Genomic DNA, 17527 nt, shown 5'->3' with positions numbered 1-17527 from the left:
AAGTGTTCAAACATTATGTTTAGCTTTTCTTTAAACCTGCCGTCCCATAAAGACATCTAGTCCTTTTCCTTTTTAGGGTTAGTTGTTAGAGAAGGGGGGTAGAATAGGTTTAGAAGGGTATGTTCTTATTAATTGAATGTAGTTAGGCCTCTATATAGGTTTATTATATATCCTATTATAAGTATAGATGGTGTTGTATTATTATATGTTAAGCTTTCTATGCTTTTTATATTACTTATTATTAGCTTTTGGTCTTTATTAGAACTTGAAGACACTATTGCAATTGGGATCTTATTTGAGAACCTACTTTTTAATAGCTTTTCTTTTAGCTTAGTTATATTACTTGCATACATATACATTATTATTGTTTGCTTCTTATTTAGGTCTAGACTCCAGTTAGGTTTGCTTTTATAGGATATAGACCCTGTTGTAAAAGAAACACTATTAGAGTAGTTTCTATGTGTTAATGGTATTCCTACTGTAGTTCCTATTGCTGTTGTTATCCCAGGTACTATATGTGATGGCAGGCTACTATTGAATATCTCTTTCATCTCTTCACCACCTCTCCCAAATATGAATGGGTCTCCCCCTTTTAAACGTACTATATTGGATCCTTTTTTAGCTAACCTTATTATTAACTTATTTATAGCTTTTTGATTGATATGCTTTTTCCCTGCTTTCTTTCCTATGTATATCTTTCTTGTAGACCTACTAACTAGACTTATTACTTCTTTACTTACTAAGTTATCGTATAAGATTATATTAGCTTCTTTTATTAACTTAAAGCCCTTTATTGTTATTAAGTCTTTATTTCCTGGACCAGCTCCTATTATTGTTATCTTTATAGTCTTTAAGGGGTTTAAGTGTTTACTAGTTGGGTTTATAGATCTATATAGGTATGGCTTATGTTTTAGCTTAATCATATTTAGAAGCTTCCTAAATAAAAACCCAAAAGGCTTTTTTGTTATTGTCCTTCTTTATAGTTAACTTAGTTCTCCAGCTTGATAGCTTATCTATTATTAGGTTAGTAACTAATGGTATTGTGCTTTTTAACTTATTGCGTATATGCTTTGTTATTGTTGGAGACCTATTGAATGAACATATACTTATTATTATTGGACACCTGTTTATTATTGACGGATATATAAAGGAACAGCTTTTTATACTATCAACTATGTTTAATAGCCTAGGGTTATTTAATATAGGTTTATTAGCTAGCTTATATAGTATAATATCATTTTTGGCTAAGACAACTAAACAACTATTGTTTAAACTAATATCTTCAGGTCTTTTTATTAGCCAACATATATTAGAGCAGCTTACTCTTACTTTAGGATTGCTGCATATAGGGTTTGTTATTAGGGTTATAGAAAAACATATAGCTTTTATTGCTTTTAGTTTAGAAGCTGCTATCAGGCCTCCTCCTATTACATATATATTGAGGCTTACGGTTCTTAGAAATATAGGTAAATACTTCATTTAGTTTATGTTGTTATTGGGTTATTGCTTAGCTAGCCTATATTAAGATCTTTAAGAGTAGAAGTCCCATATGTTTATTAGGATAGACTTGTAGTTCAGTGGTAGAACGCATTCTTGATAAGAATGAAGTCACTGGTTCAAACCCAGTCAAGTCTAGTTGGGGAGCTTCTATTGGTATTTCTTGAAAGCATAACCATATGAGGGACTATAGTATAGTTGGTAGAATATCTGTTTTGCACACAGGTGACGTCGGTTCGAAGCCGACTAGTTCCAGACTATTAACGAAATAGTATAAGGTTATCAGTGCGTATGCATATGTTGTGCATTAGCTTTACAGCTTCTATTGGATGTTTTCCTTTTGCAGTTTCACCAGATAACATCACCGCATCAGAACCATCTAGAATAGCATTAGCTACATCTCCAGCTTCTGCTCTTGTTGGTCTTGGGTTATCTACCATTGATTCTAACATTTGGGTTGCCGTTATTACTGGGACTTTTGCTTGATTACATTTGTTTATTATTAGCTTTTGTGCCAATATTACTTCTTCTATTGGTATTTCTACCCCTAAGTCACCTCTAGCTATCATGACTCCATATGTTCTTTTTAATATAGCGTTAAAGTTAGTTAGGCCCTCTTGGTTTTCTATCTTTGATATTAACTTTATGGACTCTCCTTTATACATAAGCATTAGGTTCTTAATTATACATATGTCCCTTAGGTTCCTAATAAAAGAAGCAGCTATATACTCAACCTTTTGTTCACATCCAAAGATGATATCCTTTTTATCCTTTTCTGATAGAGTTGGTAAGCTTAGGTTAATAGTTGGAATGTTAATGCTTTTGTTTTCTCCTAGCTTACCGTTATTTAATACTCTACATCTTATTATGCTTCTAGCTTTATCTATAACGACTAGCTTTATTAAACCATCATCTATAAGAATCTTGTTACCAATACAGATATCTTTTGTTAGTAGTTTGTATGTAACTGCGACTAGGCTTTTATTTCCTGTTATGTTATGGTTATTAACTAAGCTAAACTCTTGACCTATTGTTAGGTTTACTTCTAATCCATTATCTAACCACATTGTTCTTATTTCTGGTCCTTTGGAGTCTAACATAACTGATGCGTACTTTATATTCTTTATTAGGATATAGCGTATAGCTTTTAGTTTAGCTTCATGTTCTTTGTGGGTTCCATGTGAAAGGTTAACTCTAATTATATTCATTCCTTCTTTTAGAAGCTTTGATAGAGTCTTTATAGTTTCAGTACTTGGTCCGATTGTACATACTATCTTAGTTCTTTTCATAGGAGCCTATGACTTAAGTACATCCGAAAGGTCTTGAACCTCTGACTTTCACTATGTCATAGTGATGTTCTAACCAGCTGAACTACGGATGTTTTATGGTTATACATTGAACTTGGGGGGAGCTTGAGGTCTTTAGCTGAGTTCTTTCTATGGAGTGGAGGTAGAAGAGGTTAGAGGTCTCTAGGGTTTATATGTATATAGTAGCTGTGAACCACTTTGGGGGAGGCTTCTTGGGTTGCTGTTAGAGGCTTATTTAGAACAAGTATTCAAACATAAAGCATAATGAACATCATAACTGGATATGTGCTATGTGGCTTTTTGATAGAGATGCCTTTTGGATGAAACATGCTATTAACTTAGCTGAACGAGCAGCATATAAAGGTGAAGTTCCAATTGGAGCTGTGTTAGTTTTAAATGATGTTATCGTTGGGGAAGGATGGAACTCTTCTATATATCTTAATGACCCAACAGCACATGCTGAAGTATTAGCATTACGAACAGCGGGTAAACTAATTAAAACATATCGCTTTTTAGAGGCAGTAATATATGTAACTTTAGAACCTTGTCTAATGTGTCTAGGCTCCATAATACATGCCCGTGTTAGTAGGATTATATATGGAGCTAATGATAATAAAGTAGGTGCTGTTAGATACTTCAATAGCTTAAGACATTATACTAATATTAGACAGGACTTATCTTTTACTTCAGGTGTATTACAAGAAGAATGCTCTTTACAACTAACTAAACTATTCCGTTGTTGTAGGTCTTAGCTCTTGATATTCTGTTAGGAACCAAAGAAGCATCTGTTTGGGTTTTATTGATACTACATAATTCCTTATATTACTATGGAGTGGTTTATATGTTTAGTGGCATAATGCATCAGCTTGATGAGTTAGGTTTAATAGCGGACGTAACAAATAAAAAGGACCTATTTAATAGATTAGCTGAACCTATTAGTCTTTATTGTGGGTTTGACCCCACTTCTGATAGCTTACATATTGGTCACCTATTGCCTCTTCTATGCTTAAAGCGGTTTCAACTGTTTGGACATCGGTCTATAGTTCTTATTGGAGGAGGCACTGGGTTAATAGGTGACCCTAGCTTTAGGATTAATGAACGCCTTTTAGATATTAAAGACAGCTCTTATTCTTGGTCTAATAAACTAAAGCAACAGATATTAGCAATATTAAATAGAGGCAGTAATGATAGTATATTGGTTGTTAATAACTTTGATTGGTTTTATTCAATGAAGCTATTAACGTTTATAAGTGAGATAGGTAGGTTGTTTTCTATTAATAATATGATTAGCAAAGACTTTATAAAGCAACGTATCTATAAGAGTGGGCTTTCCTTATCTTTTTCTGAACTTACATATAGTATATTACAAAGCTATGATTTTGCTTATCTATTTAAGAACTATAAAGCTATATTACAGATTGGGGGTTCTGACCAATGGGGTAACATAACTGCTGGCATAAGCTTAATATATAAGCTATATAATAAAGACTCTTTTGGGTTAACATTGCCTTTATTAACTAACCCAGATGGCACTAAACTTAGTAAGACTGGAGATAATATAGTTTGGTTGGATCCTAATAAAACTAGTCCTTATATATTTTATCAATATTGGGTCAACGTATCAGATGAAGATGCTTTTCGATATGCTAGCTATTTTACGTTAATGAATGCTTCTGATATTAAGGCTCTTAAATACCAAAGCTTTTATAGTTATTCTCGTATTCAATATATATTAGCTGAAGAAGTCACACGCATAGTTCATGGTAATAAAGAACTAATAGCTGCTAAACGGATTACTAACTGCTTATATTCTAATGAATATGCTGTTCTTAATAAAGCTGACCTTATACAATTATCTAATGGTGGTCTTCCAATGATGAGGCTTAAAAAAGAACTAAGCTTAAAAGGTTTAAAAAAGGTATTAGTTGAACTAAAGCTAGCTTCTTCTATTACCCAAGCTAAAAGGATGATCTGTTCTAAGTCAATAGCTATTAACGGCATAAAACAGCTTTCAGAGAATTATAGGCTTTGTGGTTCTGATATATTATGTGGTTCTTATACTTTGATTAGACGAGGCATAAAAGAATATTGTTTGATATATTGGGAATAGCTATTAGTTAGGTTTATCCATATGGGTTAGGCTCAATAGAAGCTCCAACTCACATTATATTATAGGCTAAGTTCCAGGTTGGTTTTATTAAAACTGATAAGCTTTTGTTTATTATGGTCTTTATAGGAATGTTTTTAGTTAACCCACTGAAGGCTATCATTGCGCCATTGTCTGAACATAGCTTTATATCTGAACTATATACTGCTCCTTTTATAGGTTTCATTAGGACTTTCATATAGTTTCTCAAGGAACCATTTGCACTTACTCCACCTACTATTGCTAATCTATTAACATTATTAGAAGCTAGTGCCTTATTACATATATTTAAAAGCACAGTTATTATTGTATCTTCAAGAGCTTTTGCAATGTCCGCTTTTGTTTGGGTTGTCTTTAGTTTCTTTTTTAATAGGGTTGTTACTAATGTTTTTAGACCAGAAAGGCTAATGTTTATGGTTGGCTTAGTTTGCATTGGATAAGGTAGCCTATAGTTATTTGGTATTCCAGCGGATGCTATGTTCGATAAAGAGATTCCACTTGGATAACTTAATTCTAATAGCTTCGCTGCTTTATCAAATACTTCTCCAACAGAATCATCTATTGTTTTTCCTATACGTATATAGACACCTAGCTTATATACTAAAAGCATTTCTGAATGACCTCCAGATACTATAGCCACTATATATGGAAAGCAAACCTTATTATTTAGCATTGGGGTTAATATGTGGCCTTCTAAATGGTTTATTGCTAAAGAAGAGATATTTAATGAGTAAGCTAAAGCACATCCTATAGTTGTTCCAATAAGCAGTGATCCAAACATACCAGAACCTGCTGTATATGCCAACACTGTTAGGCTTTTTATAGTTAGCTTAGGTTTTAAGATAGTCTTTTTTATTAGCTTTATTATTACTTCTAAATGCTTTTTAGATGCTAACTCTGGAACAACTCCCCCATAACTTATGTGGTCTTTTAGTTGGTTATATATATAGCTTATTATTAAGTCTTTATTTTGTTCAACTATAGATATTCCAGTGTCATCACAAGATGTTTCAATACCTAAGAACCGCATAGATTGACCAGACTAGAAGTAGTTAGTTGTTTGTTAGTTGGTGTTTTGGTGTTACTTATGTTCCAATAGATGCTTATTGTTAATGCTCTTCTGAACTGCTAGCTGCTTTCCCACATTGCTTTTCCCACATTGGGTGAACCCTAGCTTCTATTAAATCTTTTGTTGAAGCGCTCTACTCTACCAGCAGTATCAAGAACACGTTGCTTTCCTGTATAGAATGGATGACACCTATTACAAGCGTCTATAGATACGGGTTTAGTTAACGTAGAATGGATGCTTATTATATTACCGCAAGAGCAGATAGCTTTTATATTGTTATAGGTTGGGTGTATGTGCTTTTTCATAGCTTTATTATGGGGGAGCATCTTATGTTGGGGGTTCTTATTATGATATTATTAGCGGGAATGGTGAAACTGGTAGACACGCTAGGTTTAGAGCCTAGTGCTTTATTGGTATGCGAGTTCAAGCCTCGCTTCCCGTAATCTTTGGAGTATAGCCAAGAGGTAAGGCAATGGGCTTTGACCCCACGAGCCCAGGTTCGATCCCTGGTACTCCAGCGCATACGACTATGTAGTTCAGAGGCAGAACGCAACACTCATAACGTTGAGGACACTGGTTCAAACCCAGTCATAGTCTAGTTGATATGTTATAAAGTATGCGTATGCATATGCATAAACATAAGCATTAATCATTCTACTGCAAATAAATGGGTTTTATTACTAAGTTATATTTTACAACGTGCCTAATATATATAGATATTCTTTAAAGTGAAATGATAAAAGCCTATTGTCCTAACCCTATTGAACAGCTTATAGCTATATGCTGGGAAGAAAAAGGTTATTTTAATGCCTCTCCTATCATATATATAGCTGAAAGTAAAAGCTGTTATTCTATAGTAATACCCCCACCAAACGTAACTGGGCTTTTACATTTAGGACATGCATTTCAGCAGTCGATTATGGATATGCTTATAAGATATCAACGAATGAAGGGAAGCTATGTATTATGGCAGGTAGGTACAGACCATGCCGGAATTGCTACTCAGCTTTTAGTTGAGCGTGATATATACTCTAACTATAAAAGCGTAACTGTTTATATGCGTTGTTGTTTAATAGCTGAGTCTTGGAAATGGGTTTCAAAGTATATTAGCATTATATATAGTCAAATGCACCGTTTAGGTAATTCTATTGATTGGTCTCGAACTCGGTTTACTATGGACTCTGACTTTTGCTTTGCAGTAAAAGAAGCATTTATTAAGCTATATGTAAATAAGTTGATATACCGAGATAACTATATGGTAAACTGGGATCCTAAACTACGTTCTGCTATATCTGATTTGGAAGTAGAGCTGCGTATAGTGAATAGCTTTATGTGGTATCTACGCATTCCATTAGATGTTGGTTCTGTATTAGATGGTCTTACTTATTTAGTAGTAGCTAATGCACGTCCAGAAACAATAGTTGGTGTTGCTTGTATATATGTTAACCCAACTGATTCTAGATATAGAAGCTTAACTAATAAAAGCGTAGACTTACCATTAGTAAACCGAAGTATTCCAATTATATCTGACTCCTATATTGATATGTTTAAAGAAGCTGTCTGTATGTCTATTACGACTGCTCATGAGTTTAGTGGCTTTCGAATAGGTAAACGACATTATACATATTTGATATGTGCTTTTACTAAAGGATGTTATTTAAGTATAAAAGACCACCTATTTAGTTGGTATAATAAAAGCATCTGGTTTAATAGCATATATATCCCTAATGTATTCCATGGGTTAGAACGGTTTGTTACTCGTGAGCTGGGTTTATCCGAGCTTGAGCGTTTAAGCTTATTAGATAAAAAGATAGCCTATGGTTCATTAGTACCTTATGGAGACCGTAGTAGTGTTATTATAGAACCTATGGTAACTAAACAATGGTATGTACGTACTACTAGGTTGGCTATAAAAGCAGTAGGTTTCGTTAATAAGAACCTAATTAAGATTGTACCAAAGCAATATGAGAATATGTTTTATAGTTGGATGTCTAATATACAAGATTGGTGTATATCTAGGCAGCTATGGTGGGGCCACAGAATACCTGTTTGGTACGATATCTATGGAGATGCGTATATTGGACATAATGAAAAAGAAGTACGTATAATATATAGGTTGAAAAGCAATTCCTTTCTTAAACAAGAAAGCGATGTTTTAGATACTTGGTTTTCTTCAGCATTATGGACCTTTTCTAGCCTTGGTTGGCCTAACTATACTAAAGAGATAAAAGCATTTCACCCTACTAGCATAATTATTAGTGGCTTTGATATAATATTCTTTTGGATTGCTCGTATGATTATGTTTACTACCTATTTTGTTAAAGATAATAGAGGTAACCCACAACTACCTTTTAAAGCTGTTTATATTACTGGTCTAATAAAAGATGAAGCTGGAAATAAGATGTCTAAAAGCAAAGGAAACACTATAGACCCAATAGACTTAATAAATGGTATTTCTCTAAAAGAGCTGCTTATAAAAAGAACTAATAATATGATGGTTTCTAAGCTATATATCGATGTTACAAATGCTACTAAAAAGCAGCTACCTTTTGGAGTTAAAGCATATGGTTCTGACGTATTACGGATTACTTTAGTGTCTTTAGCTTCTAATAGCCGTTACATATGTTGGTCTATGGACAAGCTGGAAGACTATAGAAGCTTTTGTAATAAGTTATGGAATGCTAGCAGGTTTGTTGTAGTTAATGTTAAAGATAGGTATTATGAACATCTCCTAATGAACCATAGACTATCTTTAACTGATAAGTGGTTATTACATATTCTTAATGAAGCTGTGAAGTCTTTTCGGGTTTATTTAGATAGCTATCGTTTTGATATAGTTGTTTCCACTTTATGGTTCTTTGTTTGGAATGAGCTTTGTAGTTGGTATTTAGAATTCTCTAAGATAGGACTCTGCTCTGGTAATATGATGTTTAAAGGCACTTGCTTTACTTTATTGGTAGCTTTAGAGTTATTATTGCGGTTAGCACACCCAATAGTTCCATTTATTACAGGCCTTATCTGGGTTAATATTAGTTCTTTATTAGATAAAAGAGCTGAAGATAGTATCGTTATTCAAGCATACCCAACATATAACAATAGTCTTATTGCTAAAAGAGCTTATGTATATATTGAGTGGGTTAAGAAGGTAGTTACAATAATAAGAACAATAAGAAAGGAACTACCTATAGTCTGGTTTAATAAAGCTGTTTTATTAACAAGACATATATCAACTGATTACTATATTGTTTATAAAGAAGCTGTTTCTATATATATATATTTAGCTAACTTAGATAGTTCTTCTATTAGGTCTTCTATTGTTAAATATATAGAACCATTAGCAGGATCTAATATAACTGATGGTGTTTGGTTTATGTATATATGAGGTCATTTGGTTCTTATATGGGGTAGTCTTAGACTATGGTTTAATGTGGTTATTCTATTTAATATTATAGTTATATTAGAAAAGCAAACAGCTTTGACACAAAAGAAACCTTCTCTTTCAACTTGAACCCTATCTCCTATAGATATCTTTAATAGATAAGCCTCTACTAAACCTATGTATATTACTAAAGACTTTGTAGATATGTAATTAAGAAAGCTTATTGAGGCAGTTGGGTCTTTTATATTAAATAGCTTATCATATATTCTGAACTCTGCTTTTATGCAACCTTTTGAAGATACCCAATGAATTACACCATATATAGGACTATTGTCTATTGGGGCTTTATTGAACGTATATGGAACATAAGTACAATATATATTAGCTAGTCCTTTTTTTATATCTTTTACTATGGTATCTGCTTTTATTACGTATGCGTTTCTTAGTCTAACTTCTTTTCCTAAAGATAGTCTTTTATATTGTTTATGTGGGACTTCTCTAAAGTCAGCCTTATCTATATATAGCTCTTTACTAAATACTAGCTCTCTGTTACCCATTTCAAGAATAGTTGGGTGGGATGTTATCTTTATTAGTTCTATATGGGTTTTAGATATGTTTATTATTATTAGCTTAATTGGGTTAACTACTGCCATTATTCTTATTGTATATACAACTAGTTCTTCGCGTATACACGCTTCTAATACGTTAAGTTCAATATTGCTGGCTTGTCTAGTTACGTTAACACACCTACAAAACTCTCTAATAGAACTACCAGTATATCCTTTTCTTCTTAAACCTGAGATAGTTGGTATTCGTGGGTCATTCCAGTCTTCAACTATATGGGTCTTAACTAATATGGTTAGCTTTCTTTTTGATGTTATATTATGTTCTAAAGCTAAGCGGGAATACTCATATTGTTTAGGCTGTATATCAATGTTAATATTAGCTAATAACCAACTATATAGCTGTTTATTATCTTGAAACTCTAAAGTACATAAAGAGTGTGTTATCTTTTCTATAGCGTCAGATATGCAATGAGTAAAGTCGTACATAGGGTAAATACACCATTTATTACCTGTATGATAATGCTTTATATATTTAACTCTATATAGTATTGGATCTCTCATAGAAATAGTTGGTGAAGACATGGTTAGCTTTGCTCTTAAACATGCTTTACCTTCGAATGCTTTTCCATCTTTCATATTAGCATATAATATTAAGCTTTCTTTTATATCTCTATTACGATATGGACTGTTTATACCTGCTCTTTTTAGAGTACCTCGATATAGCTTGATATCTTTCTGCGATAAGCTATCAACATATACTAAGCCTTTTATTATAAGTCCTATTGCATACATATATAGCTTATCGAAATAGTCTGAAGAATAGAGTGTTCTTTCATTCCATTTGAACCCTAGCCATCTAATATCCTTTTTTATAGACTTCACATATACTATAGCTTCTTCTGTTGGGTTTGTGTCATCAAATCTTAAGTTACATATTCCTTTGTAGGTCTCTACTATTCCAAAGTTTAACCATATAGCTTTTGCATGTCCTATATGTAGATACCCATTTGGTTCTGGAGGAAACCTTGTATTTATTAGTTTGTATTTGTTTATTAAAAGATCTTTTAATATTAGCTTTTGAATATAGTTAATAGAGGTTGGCATATAGTTACTCATGTCATATGTCATTGTTGTTTGTTAACTGGGTTCCTTTACATAGCTTAAACTAATAATAGCTTCGGGTCTTGTGCTTGATGGAAGTGGGACTCATCTTCATATACTTTTAGATTAGCATGTATTACAGAACTTAATGGTCCTTTTGGTAGCATTCCTTTTACTGCCTTTTCTATTAGCTTTCTTGGGTTTTTGTTAGATAGGTCCTTAAAAGATATGCATTTGATACCACCAACAAACCCGGTATGGTGATAGTATAGCTTATTATTATATTTATTGCCTGTTATCTTTATATGCTTAGCGTTAATAACTATTATATAGTCTCCTGTATTTATATTTGGAGTATATGTTGGGTTAGCCTTACCTCGTAATATACAGGCTATCTTTGATGCCAAACGACCTAGTATCTTTCCTGAAGCATCAATAATATACCACCTTTTCTTTAGCTGTTTATCTTTTAAGCTTAAGGACTTCATTAGCATTATAAAGGCTGGGTTAAAGAACTATAATGGGTTTTAAATAGAGTTAGTATATTGAAAAGCTATCTTATTTTCGGTTATATATAGAACCTACTTTAGACTATAGAGTTAATATATACTGAGTTAATATATGCCAGCTGTTAAAAGCTTGGTATATATATTTGGGGAAGAACCAACTTTGAACCAAAGGCTATACCAACTATTATATATATAGCAACTAAACTGGATTCTATATATGGTGCGTACTAGCAAATATATTCTTTGTACTCTTAGGAAAAGATCTTCTGAAACAGATATAGTTAGTAATAAGCTTATGTTACGAGCTGGTATGATAAGAAAGCTATCTTCAGGCATATATACTTGGTTACCTATTGGACTGCGTGTTATATATATGCTAACTAATACTATTAGAAAGGAAATGCTAAAGGTTGGTTGTATAGAAATACTTATGCCAGCTATACAGCCAGTTAATATCTGGGAAAAGAGTGGTAGGTTAAAAGACTATAAGTCAGAACTAATAAAGATAACTGATCGTAATAAAAAAGACCATGTATTAGGACCCACACATGAAGAAGTAGTTACAGAGTTAGTTAATAATGAAATACTTTCACATAAGCAACTACCCTTATCTTTTTATCAAATACAAACACACTTTAGAGACGAACTAAGACCTCGCTTTGGTGTAATTAGGTCAAAAGAGTTTCTTATGAAGGATGCCTATTCATTTCATATAAACCAAAAGAACCTAAAGGCTACCTATAGTTTAATGTATAGCTCTTATAGTAATATATTTAAACGTATAGGGTTAAAGTATAAGACCAATAAAGTAACCGCTGGGTTTATGGGGAATGGAAGCTCTCATGAGTTTCTCGCTTTGGGTAGTTCTGGAGAGACTGACATAATGTTTACTACGAAACCTAACTATGCTTCTAATGTTGTTATAGATGAAACGTTACCTTCATTTAAGATAAACCCAAAGCCTACTAAAGAACTAAAGCTAGTAGTTACTACTAAGTTTAAAAGCGTATTTGAGTTAGCAGTCTATTTTAATACTTCGGTTTATAAAACTATAAAAGCTTTTATAGTGCATACTAATAAACTAATTAACCCATATATAGTTCTTATTATAAGAGGAGACCATCAGTTAAATAAGATAAAGCTAGGTAAAGTTCCTACCATACAGACTCCTCTAAAATATGCTAATATAGAAGACCTAAAGAACCTAAAGCTAGTAACCGTAGATTCCCCAACTAGTGCATATGATATAGGCTTATTTAGTTTAGCAATGCCCTTAATTATAGATAGAGCCGTTGCTGTTATGGGTGACTTTATAGTTGGTTCTAATATTAGATACCGTCTCTTTTATGGTGTTAACTGGGGAAGAGACTTACTATTGTCTAATATAATTCAAGCTGATATAAGAATAAGATATAATGGTGCTTTATGGTTTATAAAGGAAAGCAGTTTAAAGAAGAATAAAAGTATTGAAGTAGGACACATATTTCAAGTTGGTTCAAAATACTCTGATATAATAAATAATAGACTACAAGTTAATGAAGGTAATAAACAAAGCTTAATAATGGGTTGTTATGGCATAGGTATTTCTCGTACTATAGCGTCTATTGTAGAACAAAACTATAACAAAGCTGGAACTATATGGACTAACTCAATAGCACCGTTTCATGTAGCGATTATAGCTTTAAATATGCATAGAATAGAAAAGATAAAAGAGATAGCAGAATATATATATAATAAACTAGCTTCCTATAATATTGATGTCTTATTAGATGATAGAGCATCTTCTTTAGGCGTAATGTTCAATGATATAGAACTTATTGGCATAAACCATATTATATTGGTTACTAACAATAGTCTTTTTGATAGTGTTGAATATAAAAGCCGATATGCTGGTGATATTAAAGCAGTAAACATATATAACATTAGCACTTACATATTAAAAGAACTAATGTTAAACATAGGTTAACTATATATTAAAAAGACCTAACCTAGACAAATCCCCCAACTTATCCCACAAGCAGCTAAAAACTATCTAACATGTACATAGAAACCCATAACACAGGAACCATAATGACCAAGCTTATCATTCAAAAGTATGGAGGTTCTTCAGTTGCTTCTGAAGAGAGAATAATGAATGTTGCAAAGCTTATAGCTAAGTCAACTACACATACAGAAAAGGTAATAGTTATTGTATCGGCTATGCAGGGGAATACTAGTAGGTTAGTCAGTGTTCTTAAAAAGATAGACCCAACTCCTAATCTTACGTCTGCTGACTTTACTATAGCAGCAGGAGAACAAATATCTGTAGGTCTTCTTTCTGCTGCCCTTTGGAAAGATGGTGTTAGCAATGTCCCATTAACTGGATGGCAAGCCCCAATATACACAGATCACATACACACCAACTCACACATACTTCTAGTTAACACGGGTCTCATAAGAAAGAGCTTCTCAAATATTAAAGCTATCTTAATTACAGGGTTTCAAGGACTAAGCCTACATAAGATGACTACGTTTGGTAGGGGAGGTTCAGATACTTCTGCGCTTGCTTTATCTTGTGTGTTCAAAGGGGGTTGTTTAATATATACTGATGTTAAAGGAGTGTACACCATTGATCCTAGAATCACTAAACAAAGTAAACTGATTGGTCTGATTGCTTTTGAAGAACTGTTTGAGCTTGCAAGTTTTGGTTCAAAAGTGATACACACTCGTTCGATGCTTCTGTCAGGTAAGTTCAATGTTAGCTTAACCATATTATCTAGCTTCTTGAAAAGCACTTCAAGCCAGAAAACTAACACTATCGTTCATTTCAATCTTTTACGAAACAGGAACCAAATGGAACAACCTATAGCAACCAGTATCACCTTTCAGGACAAAGTAGCTCAGATAGATATCATTATGTCTGTTAGGTCTAATAGAATTAGTTGGCTTATGTTAAAGGCTCTTTTCAAGACACATTCGAAGTTAGATATTGTATCCTGCTTCTCCAATGACTTAAACAGACTTATCTTCAGCTTCTTAGTGAGTAGTTATCATATGGAAAAGCTTGAACGTAAAATACTATTGAGACTAAGACGCTTTTGTGAGATCTCAAAAACCCAAACAGACAACAGGATATCAGAGGTTTCAGTTGTTGGGTTAGGACTCCGGAACTCAGGCTATGCTCTCAGTATTCTTTTAAAGCTAGGAGTAAAAGTAAAAGCATTGTTGACATCAGAGATTAGGCTAACAACAGTCGTTAAACAAAGAGACTTAATGAGTACGTTAAGCGGGTTGCACAAACATTTGTTCTAGGCTACGTTAGAATTTAATGTATATGCTATTGGTCCATACAGGTCTCGAACCTGTGACCAAGCGATTATGAGCCGCACGCTCTACCACTGAGCTAAAGGACCAACTTAATATGAATATGATTGAACCTAATAATGATGTCTATGTTGGTCTATTAAATAAGACATGCCGTTTAGATATTCTTTTAGCTAACATATGTCCAACCTATTCTAGATCTCTTTTTAAAAAGGCTATTAGGTTTGGTAGTGTAAAAGTAAATGAACAATTGGTTCTTACTCCTAATATAAGACTGTTTGGTTTAGATCTAATAGATGTTAGGATTCTATATAAAGGTAGCCTCTCTATAAACCCACAAAGAATAGTGTTAGATATAATATATGAGGATGCTTATATTATTGTTTTAACTAAAGCTAGTGGTATTATATTACATCCTGGGTTTGGTAACAACGAATATACTATACTTAATGGACTACTATATTATTATCCACCAACTATATATATCCCTAGAGCTGGTATTGTTCATCGCTTAGATAAAGAAACTACTGGCTTGTTAATCATTGCTAAAGACATTACTATATATACTAAGCTAGTTGAGTTGTTTCGTTTAAAACAGCTAATACGGGAATATGAAGGAGTATCTTTTGGTAGTCTATGGTTTTCCGGCAGCATAGTAAAACCAATATTGAGAAGCCCTGTTAAAAGGATATGTATGAAAACTGATCTTAGAGGGAAGCTTTCTATATCTAACTATTTTGTTAAAGAAAGGGTTCCTTTTCATACTAGGCTTCGGTTTGTTTTGGAAACAGGACGTACACATCAGCTTAGAATACATATGGCTTATGTTAAACATCCTTTTGTTGGAGATAAAACGTATGGGAAAAGCCTATATAGTTCTTATCTATATAATAACCTAAAAGAGCCTAACCATCAAGTGTTACATGCTATTAAACTAGAGCTTATGCATCCAGTAACGTTTGTTAAGATGAAGCTAGACTCTCCTTTGACTTATGATATAATAACCATATTAACCATATTACGAGAGCAGAGCAGAACAGTATAGATTAGTTTAGGTGAATGGCTTTATTAACTTCATTAACTATGGTATCTTTTGGTATTATATATTGGTTCCCATTTATTAATGCTTTTATTACTATTACCTCTTCTATATATTTACCGGTCTCTATTATTATTACTAGCTTTGAGTTATGGTTATATGGGTTTATTAGCTTTCTTTTGAAACTACCTTCTTCATAACTTGTTAAAGACCTAAGCTTTGTTAGATTAGTTCTTATGGTTTCAGATACTACCATTGCTTTTACATTAGCTTCTATATAGGTTGGTATTATATATGTGTCTAGCTTATTATCTTGTTTTAGGTTATTATCTATTAGTATTGCTAATCTTTCTAAACCCAAAGCACAGCCTATAGCAGGAGTTGAGAAACCACCTAGCTTTTCTACTAAGTTATCATATCTTCCACCACCACATATAGTAGCTTGTGACTTAATATTGTTGGCTTCTACCCATTCGAATACTGTATTGTTATAATAGTCCAACCCTCTTACTAAGAAGTTATTTAGCTTATACTTAACTCCATTAATATCTAAAAGTAAACATAAGCTATTAAATAGCCTTTTTGATGAGTCAGATAAATAACTATATATAGTTGGTGCAGTCTTTACTATCTTTTTAATAACATATTCTTTGCTATCTAAAAGCCTAAATGGATCTTTTACTAGCTTACTAGATGAGGCTTTATCTAAGGCTTTTATGGTATTACTAAAGAAGATAGCTAGTGTTTTATTATAGGTCTCTCTTTCTTCTATTGAACCTATTGAATTAAGCTCTAAAGATAAGTAGTTAGTTATGCCAAGCGTAGTCCATATGTTCTTTGTTAGTATTATTAACTCAGCATCTAGCTCTGGTTCTTTGAGACCGAAGCATTCTATGCCTAATTGGTTAAACTGCCTATAACGGCCTTTTTGTGGTCTATCATGACGAAACATTGAACCAATATACCAGCTGCGTTGCTCTTGATTATGTATCAAACCGAGCTCTATGCCAGCTCTCACACAACCAGTAGTGCCTTCCGGTCTTAATGTAAAGCCTTTTCCTTTTTTATCAGCATAGTTGAACAGTTCTTTTCTTATTATATCTGTTGTTCTTCCTATTGCCTTTTTGAATAAGGAGGTGTGTTCTATTATAGGTAGTCTGACTTCTTTATAGGAATAGTTAGTTATTAGCTTTAATAGCTTTTCTTCTATGGGTTGCCATAGGATAGGTTGGGTTGATATATAGCTCTTCATCGGGTTTATATGGGCAGTAACAGCAGCAAGGAAGCATATCAAGAAGTCCTAATAATATGTGCTAACAGAAAGAGGGGGGGAAAGAGCCTGATGGTTGTCCGAACCTAACCAATAAGAACATCTGAAGTATCCTGAAGTCTCTTTTGCCTCTGTGTTATGATGTGTTGGTCTTGACTGGGGTATCTGCTTATGACTAACCTAAGCTACATATATTAATGCATTAGTAGAACCAAGTTAGAAGTAGTTAGACATAAGATATCCATAAAGGGGAACAGCTTCTACTAGACAACCATAACCACCTCCCCATAGTGGATCTAACGCACCTAACACTCCTAACAGCTAGCTCCTCTACATCATAT

14 protein-coding genes and 7 tRNA genes are annotated in these 17527 nt (G+C 33.2%); 11 read left to right on the top strand and 10 right to left on the bottom strand.

The features are described 5' to 3' along the window. Positions 1-128: 128 nt before the first annotated feature. Both cobA and TPPER_RS00770 read right to left on the bottom strand, forming a co-directional pair. A complete protein-coding gene (cobA, locus tag TPPER_RS00775; protein WP_099336872.1) occupies positions 129-923 on the bottom strand; it encodes a uroporphyrinogen-III C-methyltransferase in 795 nt (264 codons plus the stop codon). A 13-nt stretch (positions 924-936) separates the two neighbouring features. Continuing rightward, the gene (locus TPPER_RS00770; protein ID WP_099336871.1) at positions 937-1479 is read right to left on the bottom strand and encodes a precorrin-2 dehydrogenase/sirohydrochlorin ferrochelatase family protein; all 543 of its coding nucleotides are present in this window, start codon (positions 1477-1479) and stop codon (positions 937-939) included. A gap of 84 nt (positions 1480-1563) precedes the next feature. Between TPPER_RS00770 and TPPER_RS00765 the strand changes: the two genes are divergently transcribed. Together TPPER_RS00765 and TPPER_RS00760 are read left to right on the top strand one after the other, a co-directional pair. Further along, a tRNA-Ile gene (locus tag TPPER_RS00765) sits at positions 1564-1635 on the top strand. Positions 1636-1680: 45 nt separating this feature from the next. Further along, positions 1681-1752 (top strand) — tRNA-Ala (locus tag TPPER_RS00760). Positions 1753-1757: 5 nt separating this feature from the next. Here TPPER_RS00760 and pyk read toward each other — a convergent pair. Next, positions 1758-2786: a pyruvate kinase gene (gene pyk, locus TPPER_RS00755; protein ID WP_099336870.1), complete on the bottom strand. Its 1029-nt coding sequence runs from the start codon at positions 2784-2786 to the stop codon at positions 1758-1760. 18 nt (positions 2787-2804) lie between these two features. Then, positions 2805-2878: transfer RNA gene (locus tag TPPER_RS00750), tRNA-Val, on the bottom strand. Positions 2879-3094: 216 nt separating this feature from the next. Between TPPER_RS00750 and tadA the strand changes: the two genes are divergently transcribed. Together tadA and tyrS are read left to right on the top strand one after the other, a co-directional pair. Further along, on the top strand, positions 3095-3556 hold the full coding sequence (tadA, locus tag TPPER_RS00745) for a tRNA adenosine(34) deaminase TadA (RefSeq protein ID WP_099336869.1): 462 nt from the start codon (positions 3095-3097) through the stop codon (positions 3554-3556). Between the two features lie 89 nt (positions 3557-3645). After that, complete coding sequence (tyrS, locus tag TPPER_RS00740) at positions 3646-4914, top strand: tyrosine--tRNA ligase (RefSeq protein ID WP_099336875.1); 1269 nt, start codon at positions 3646-3648, stop codon at positions 4912-4914. Between the two features lie 49 nt (positions 4915-4963). Here the strand turns inward: tyrS and tsaD are convergent, their stop codons facing one another. Together tsaD and rpmE are read right to left on the bottom strand one after the other, a co-directional pair. Next, the gene (gene tsaD / locus TPPER_RS00735) at positions 4964-5980 is read right to left on the bottom strand and encodes a tRNA (adenosine(37)-N6)-threonylcarbamoyltransferase complex transferase subunit TsaD (RefSeq protein WP_099336868.1); all 1017 of its coding nucleotides are present in this window, start codon (positions 5978-5980) and stop codon (positions 4964-4966) included. A 140-nt stretch (positions 5981-6120) separates the two neighbouring features. After that, entirely contained in the window at positions 6121-6324 is a 204-nt protein-coding gene (rpmE, locus tag TPPER_RS00730; RefSeq protein WP_099336874.1) for a 50S ribosomal protein L31, read from the bottom strand. A gap of 54 nt (positions 6325-6378) precedes the next feature. Between rpmE and TPPER_RS00725 the strand changes: the two genes are divergently transcribed. The 4 genes from TPPER_RS00725 to TPPER_RS00710 all read left to right on the top strand — a co-directional run bounded on the left by TPPER_RS00725 (position 6379) and on the right by TPPER_RS00710 (position 9401). Further along, positions 6379-6461: transfer RNA gene (locus TPPER_RS00725), tRNA-Leu, on the top strand. 5 nt (positions 6462-6466) lie between these two features. Continuing rightward, positions 6467-6537: transfer RNA gene (locus TPPER_RS00720), tRNA-Gln, on the top strand. Positions 6538-6544: 7 nt separating this feature from the next. Further along, positions 6545-6616, top strand: a tRNA-Met gene (locus TPPER_RS00715). Between the two features lie 136 nt (positions 6617-6752). After that, positions 6753-9401 (top strand): valine--tRNA ligase, encoded by a 2649-nt coding sequence (locus tag TPPER_RS00710; protein WP_099336867.1) that lies wholly within the window; start codon positions 6753-6755, stop codon positions 9399-9401. Positions 9402-9403: 2 nt separating this feature from the next. Here the strand turns inward: TPPER_RS00710 and glnS are convergent, their stop codons facing one another. Both glnS and rplM read right to left on the bottom strand, forming a co-directional pair. Further along, complete coding sequence (gene glnS / locus TPPER_RS00705) at positions 9404-11080, bottom strand: glutamine--tRNA ligase (protein ID WP_420885372.1); 1677 nt, start codon at positions 11078-11080, stop codon at positions 9404-9406. A gap of 44 nt (positions 11081-11124) precedes the next feature. Next, positions 11125-11553: a 50S ribosomal protein L13 gene (gene rplM, locus TPPER_RS00700; protein WP_099336873.1), complete on the bottom strand. Its 429-nt coding sequence runs from the start codon at positions 11551-11553 to the stop codon at positions 11125-11127. A 238-nt stretch (positions 11554-11791) separates the two neighbouring features. Here rplM and TPPER_RS00695 point away from each other — a divergent pair, with 238 nt between their 5' ends. Together TPPER_RS00695 and TPPER_RS00690 are read left to right on the top strand one after the other, a co-directional pair. Next, positions 11792-13540: a proline--tRNA ligase gene (locus TPPER_RS00695; protein ID WP_099336865.1), complete on the top strand. Its 1749-nt coding sequence runs from the start codon at positions 11792-11794 to the stop codon at positions 13538-13540. A gap of 71 nt (positions 13541-13611) precedes the next feature. Beyond that, positions 13612-14865, top strand: coding sequence for an amino acid kinase family protein (locus tag TPPER_RS00690; RefSeq protein WP_099336864.1), 1254 nt, complete (start codon positions 13612-13614; stop codon positions 14863-14865). Positions 14866-14894: 29 nt separating this feature from the next. Here the strand turns inward: TPPER_RS00690 and TPPER_RS00685 are convergent. Beyond that, positions 14895-14966 (bottom strand) — tRNA-Ile (locus TPPER_RS00685). Between the two features lie 8 nt (positions 14967-14974). Between TPPER_RS00685 and TPPER_RS00680 the strand changes: the two genes are divergently transcribed. Then, on the top strand, positions 14975-15922 hold the full coding sequence (locus TPPER_RS00680; protein ID WP_099336863.1) for an RluA family pseudouridine synthase: 948 nt from the start codon (positions 14975-14977) through the stop codon (positions 15920-15922). Between the two features lies 1 nt (position 15923). On the opposite strand, the gene hisS is transcribed toward TPPER_RS00680, so the two are convergent. After that, positions 15924-17168, bottom strand: coding sequence for a histidine--tRNA ligase (gene hisS / locus TPPER_RS00675; RefSeq protein WP_186787049.1), 1245 nt, complete (start codon positions 17166-17168; stop codon positions 15924-15926). Between the last annotated feature and the right edge of the window lie 359 nt (positions 17169-17527).

Origin of the sequence: Candidatus Tremblayella phenacoccinincola (assembly GCF_002682985.1) — a bacterium.
GTDB classification, from domain to species: Bacteria; Pseudomonadota; Gammaproteobacteria; order Burkholderiales; family Burkholderiaceae; genus Tremblaya; species Tremblaya phenacola_C.
The sequence above is the reverse complement of the archived record's forward strand: the minus strand, read 5'-3'. Positions and strand labels throughout refer to the sequence as shown.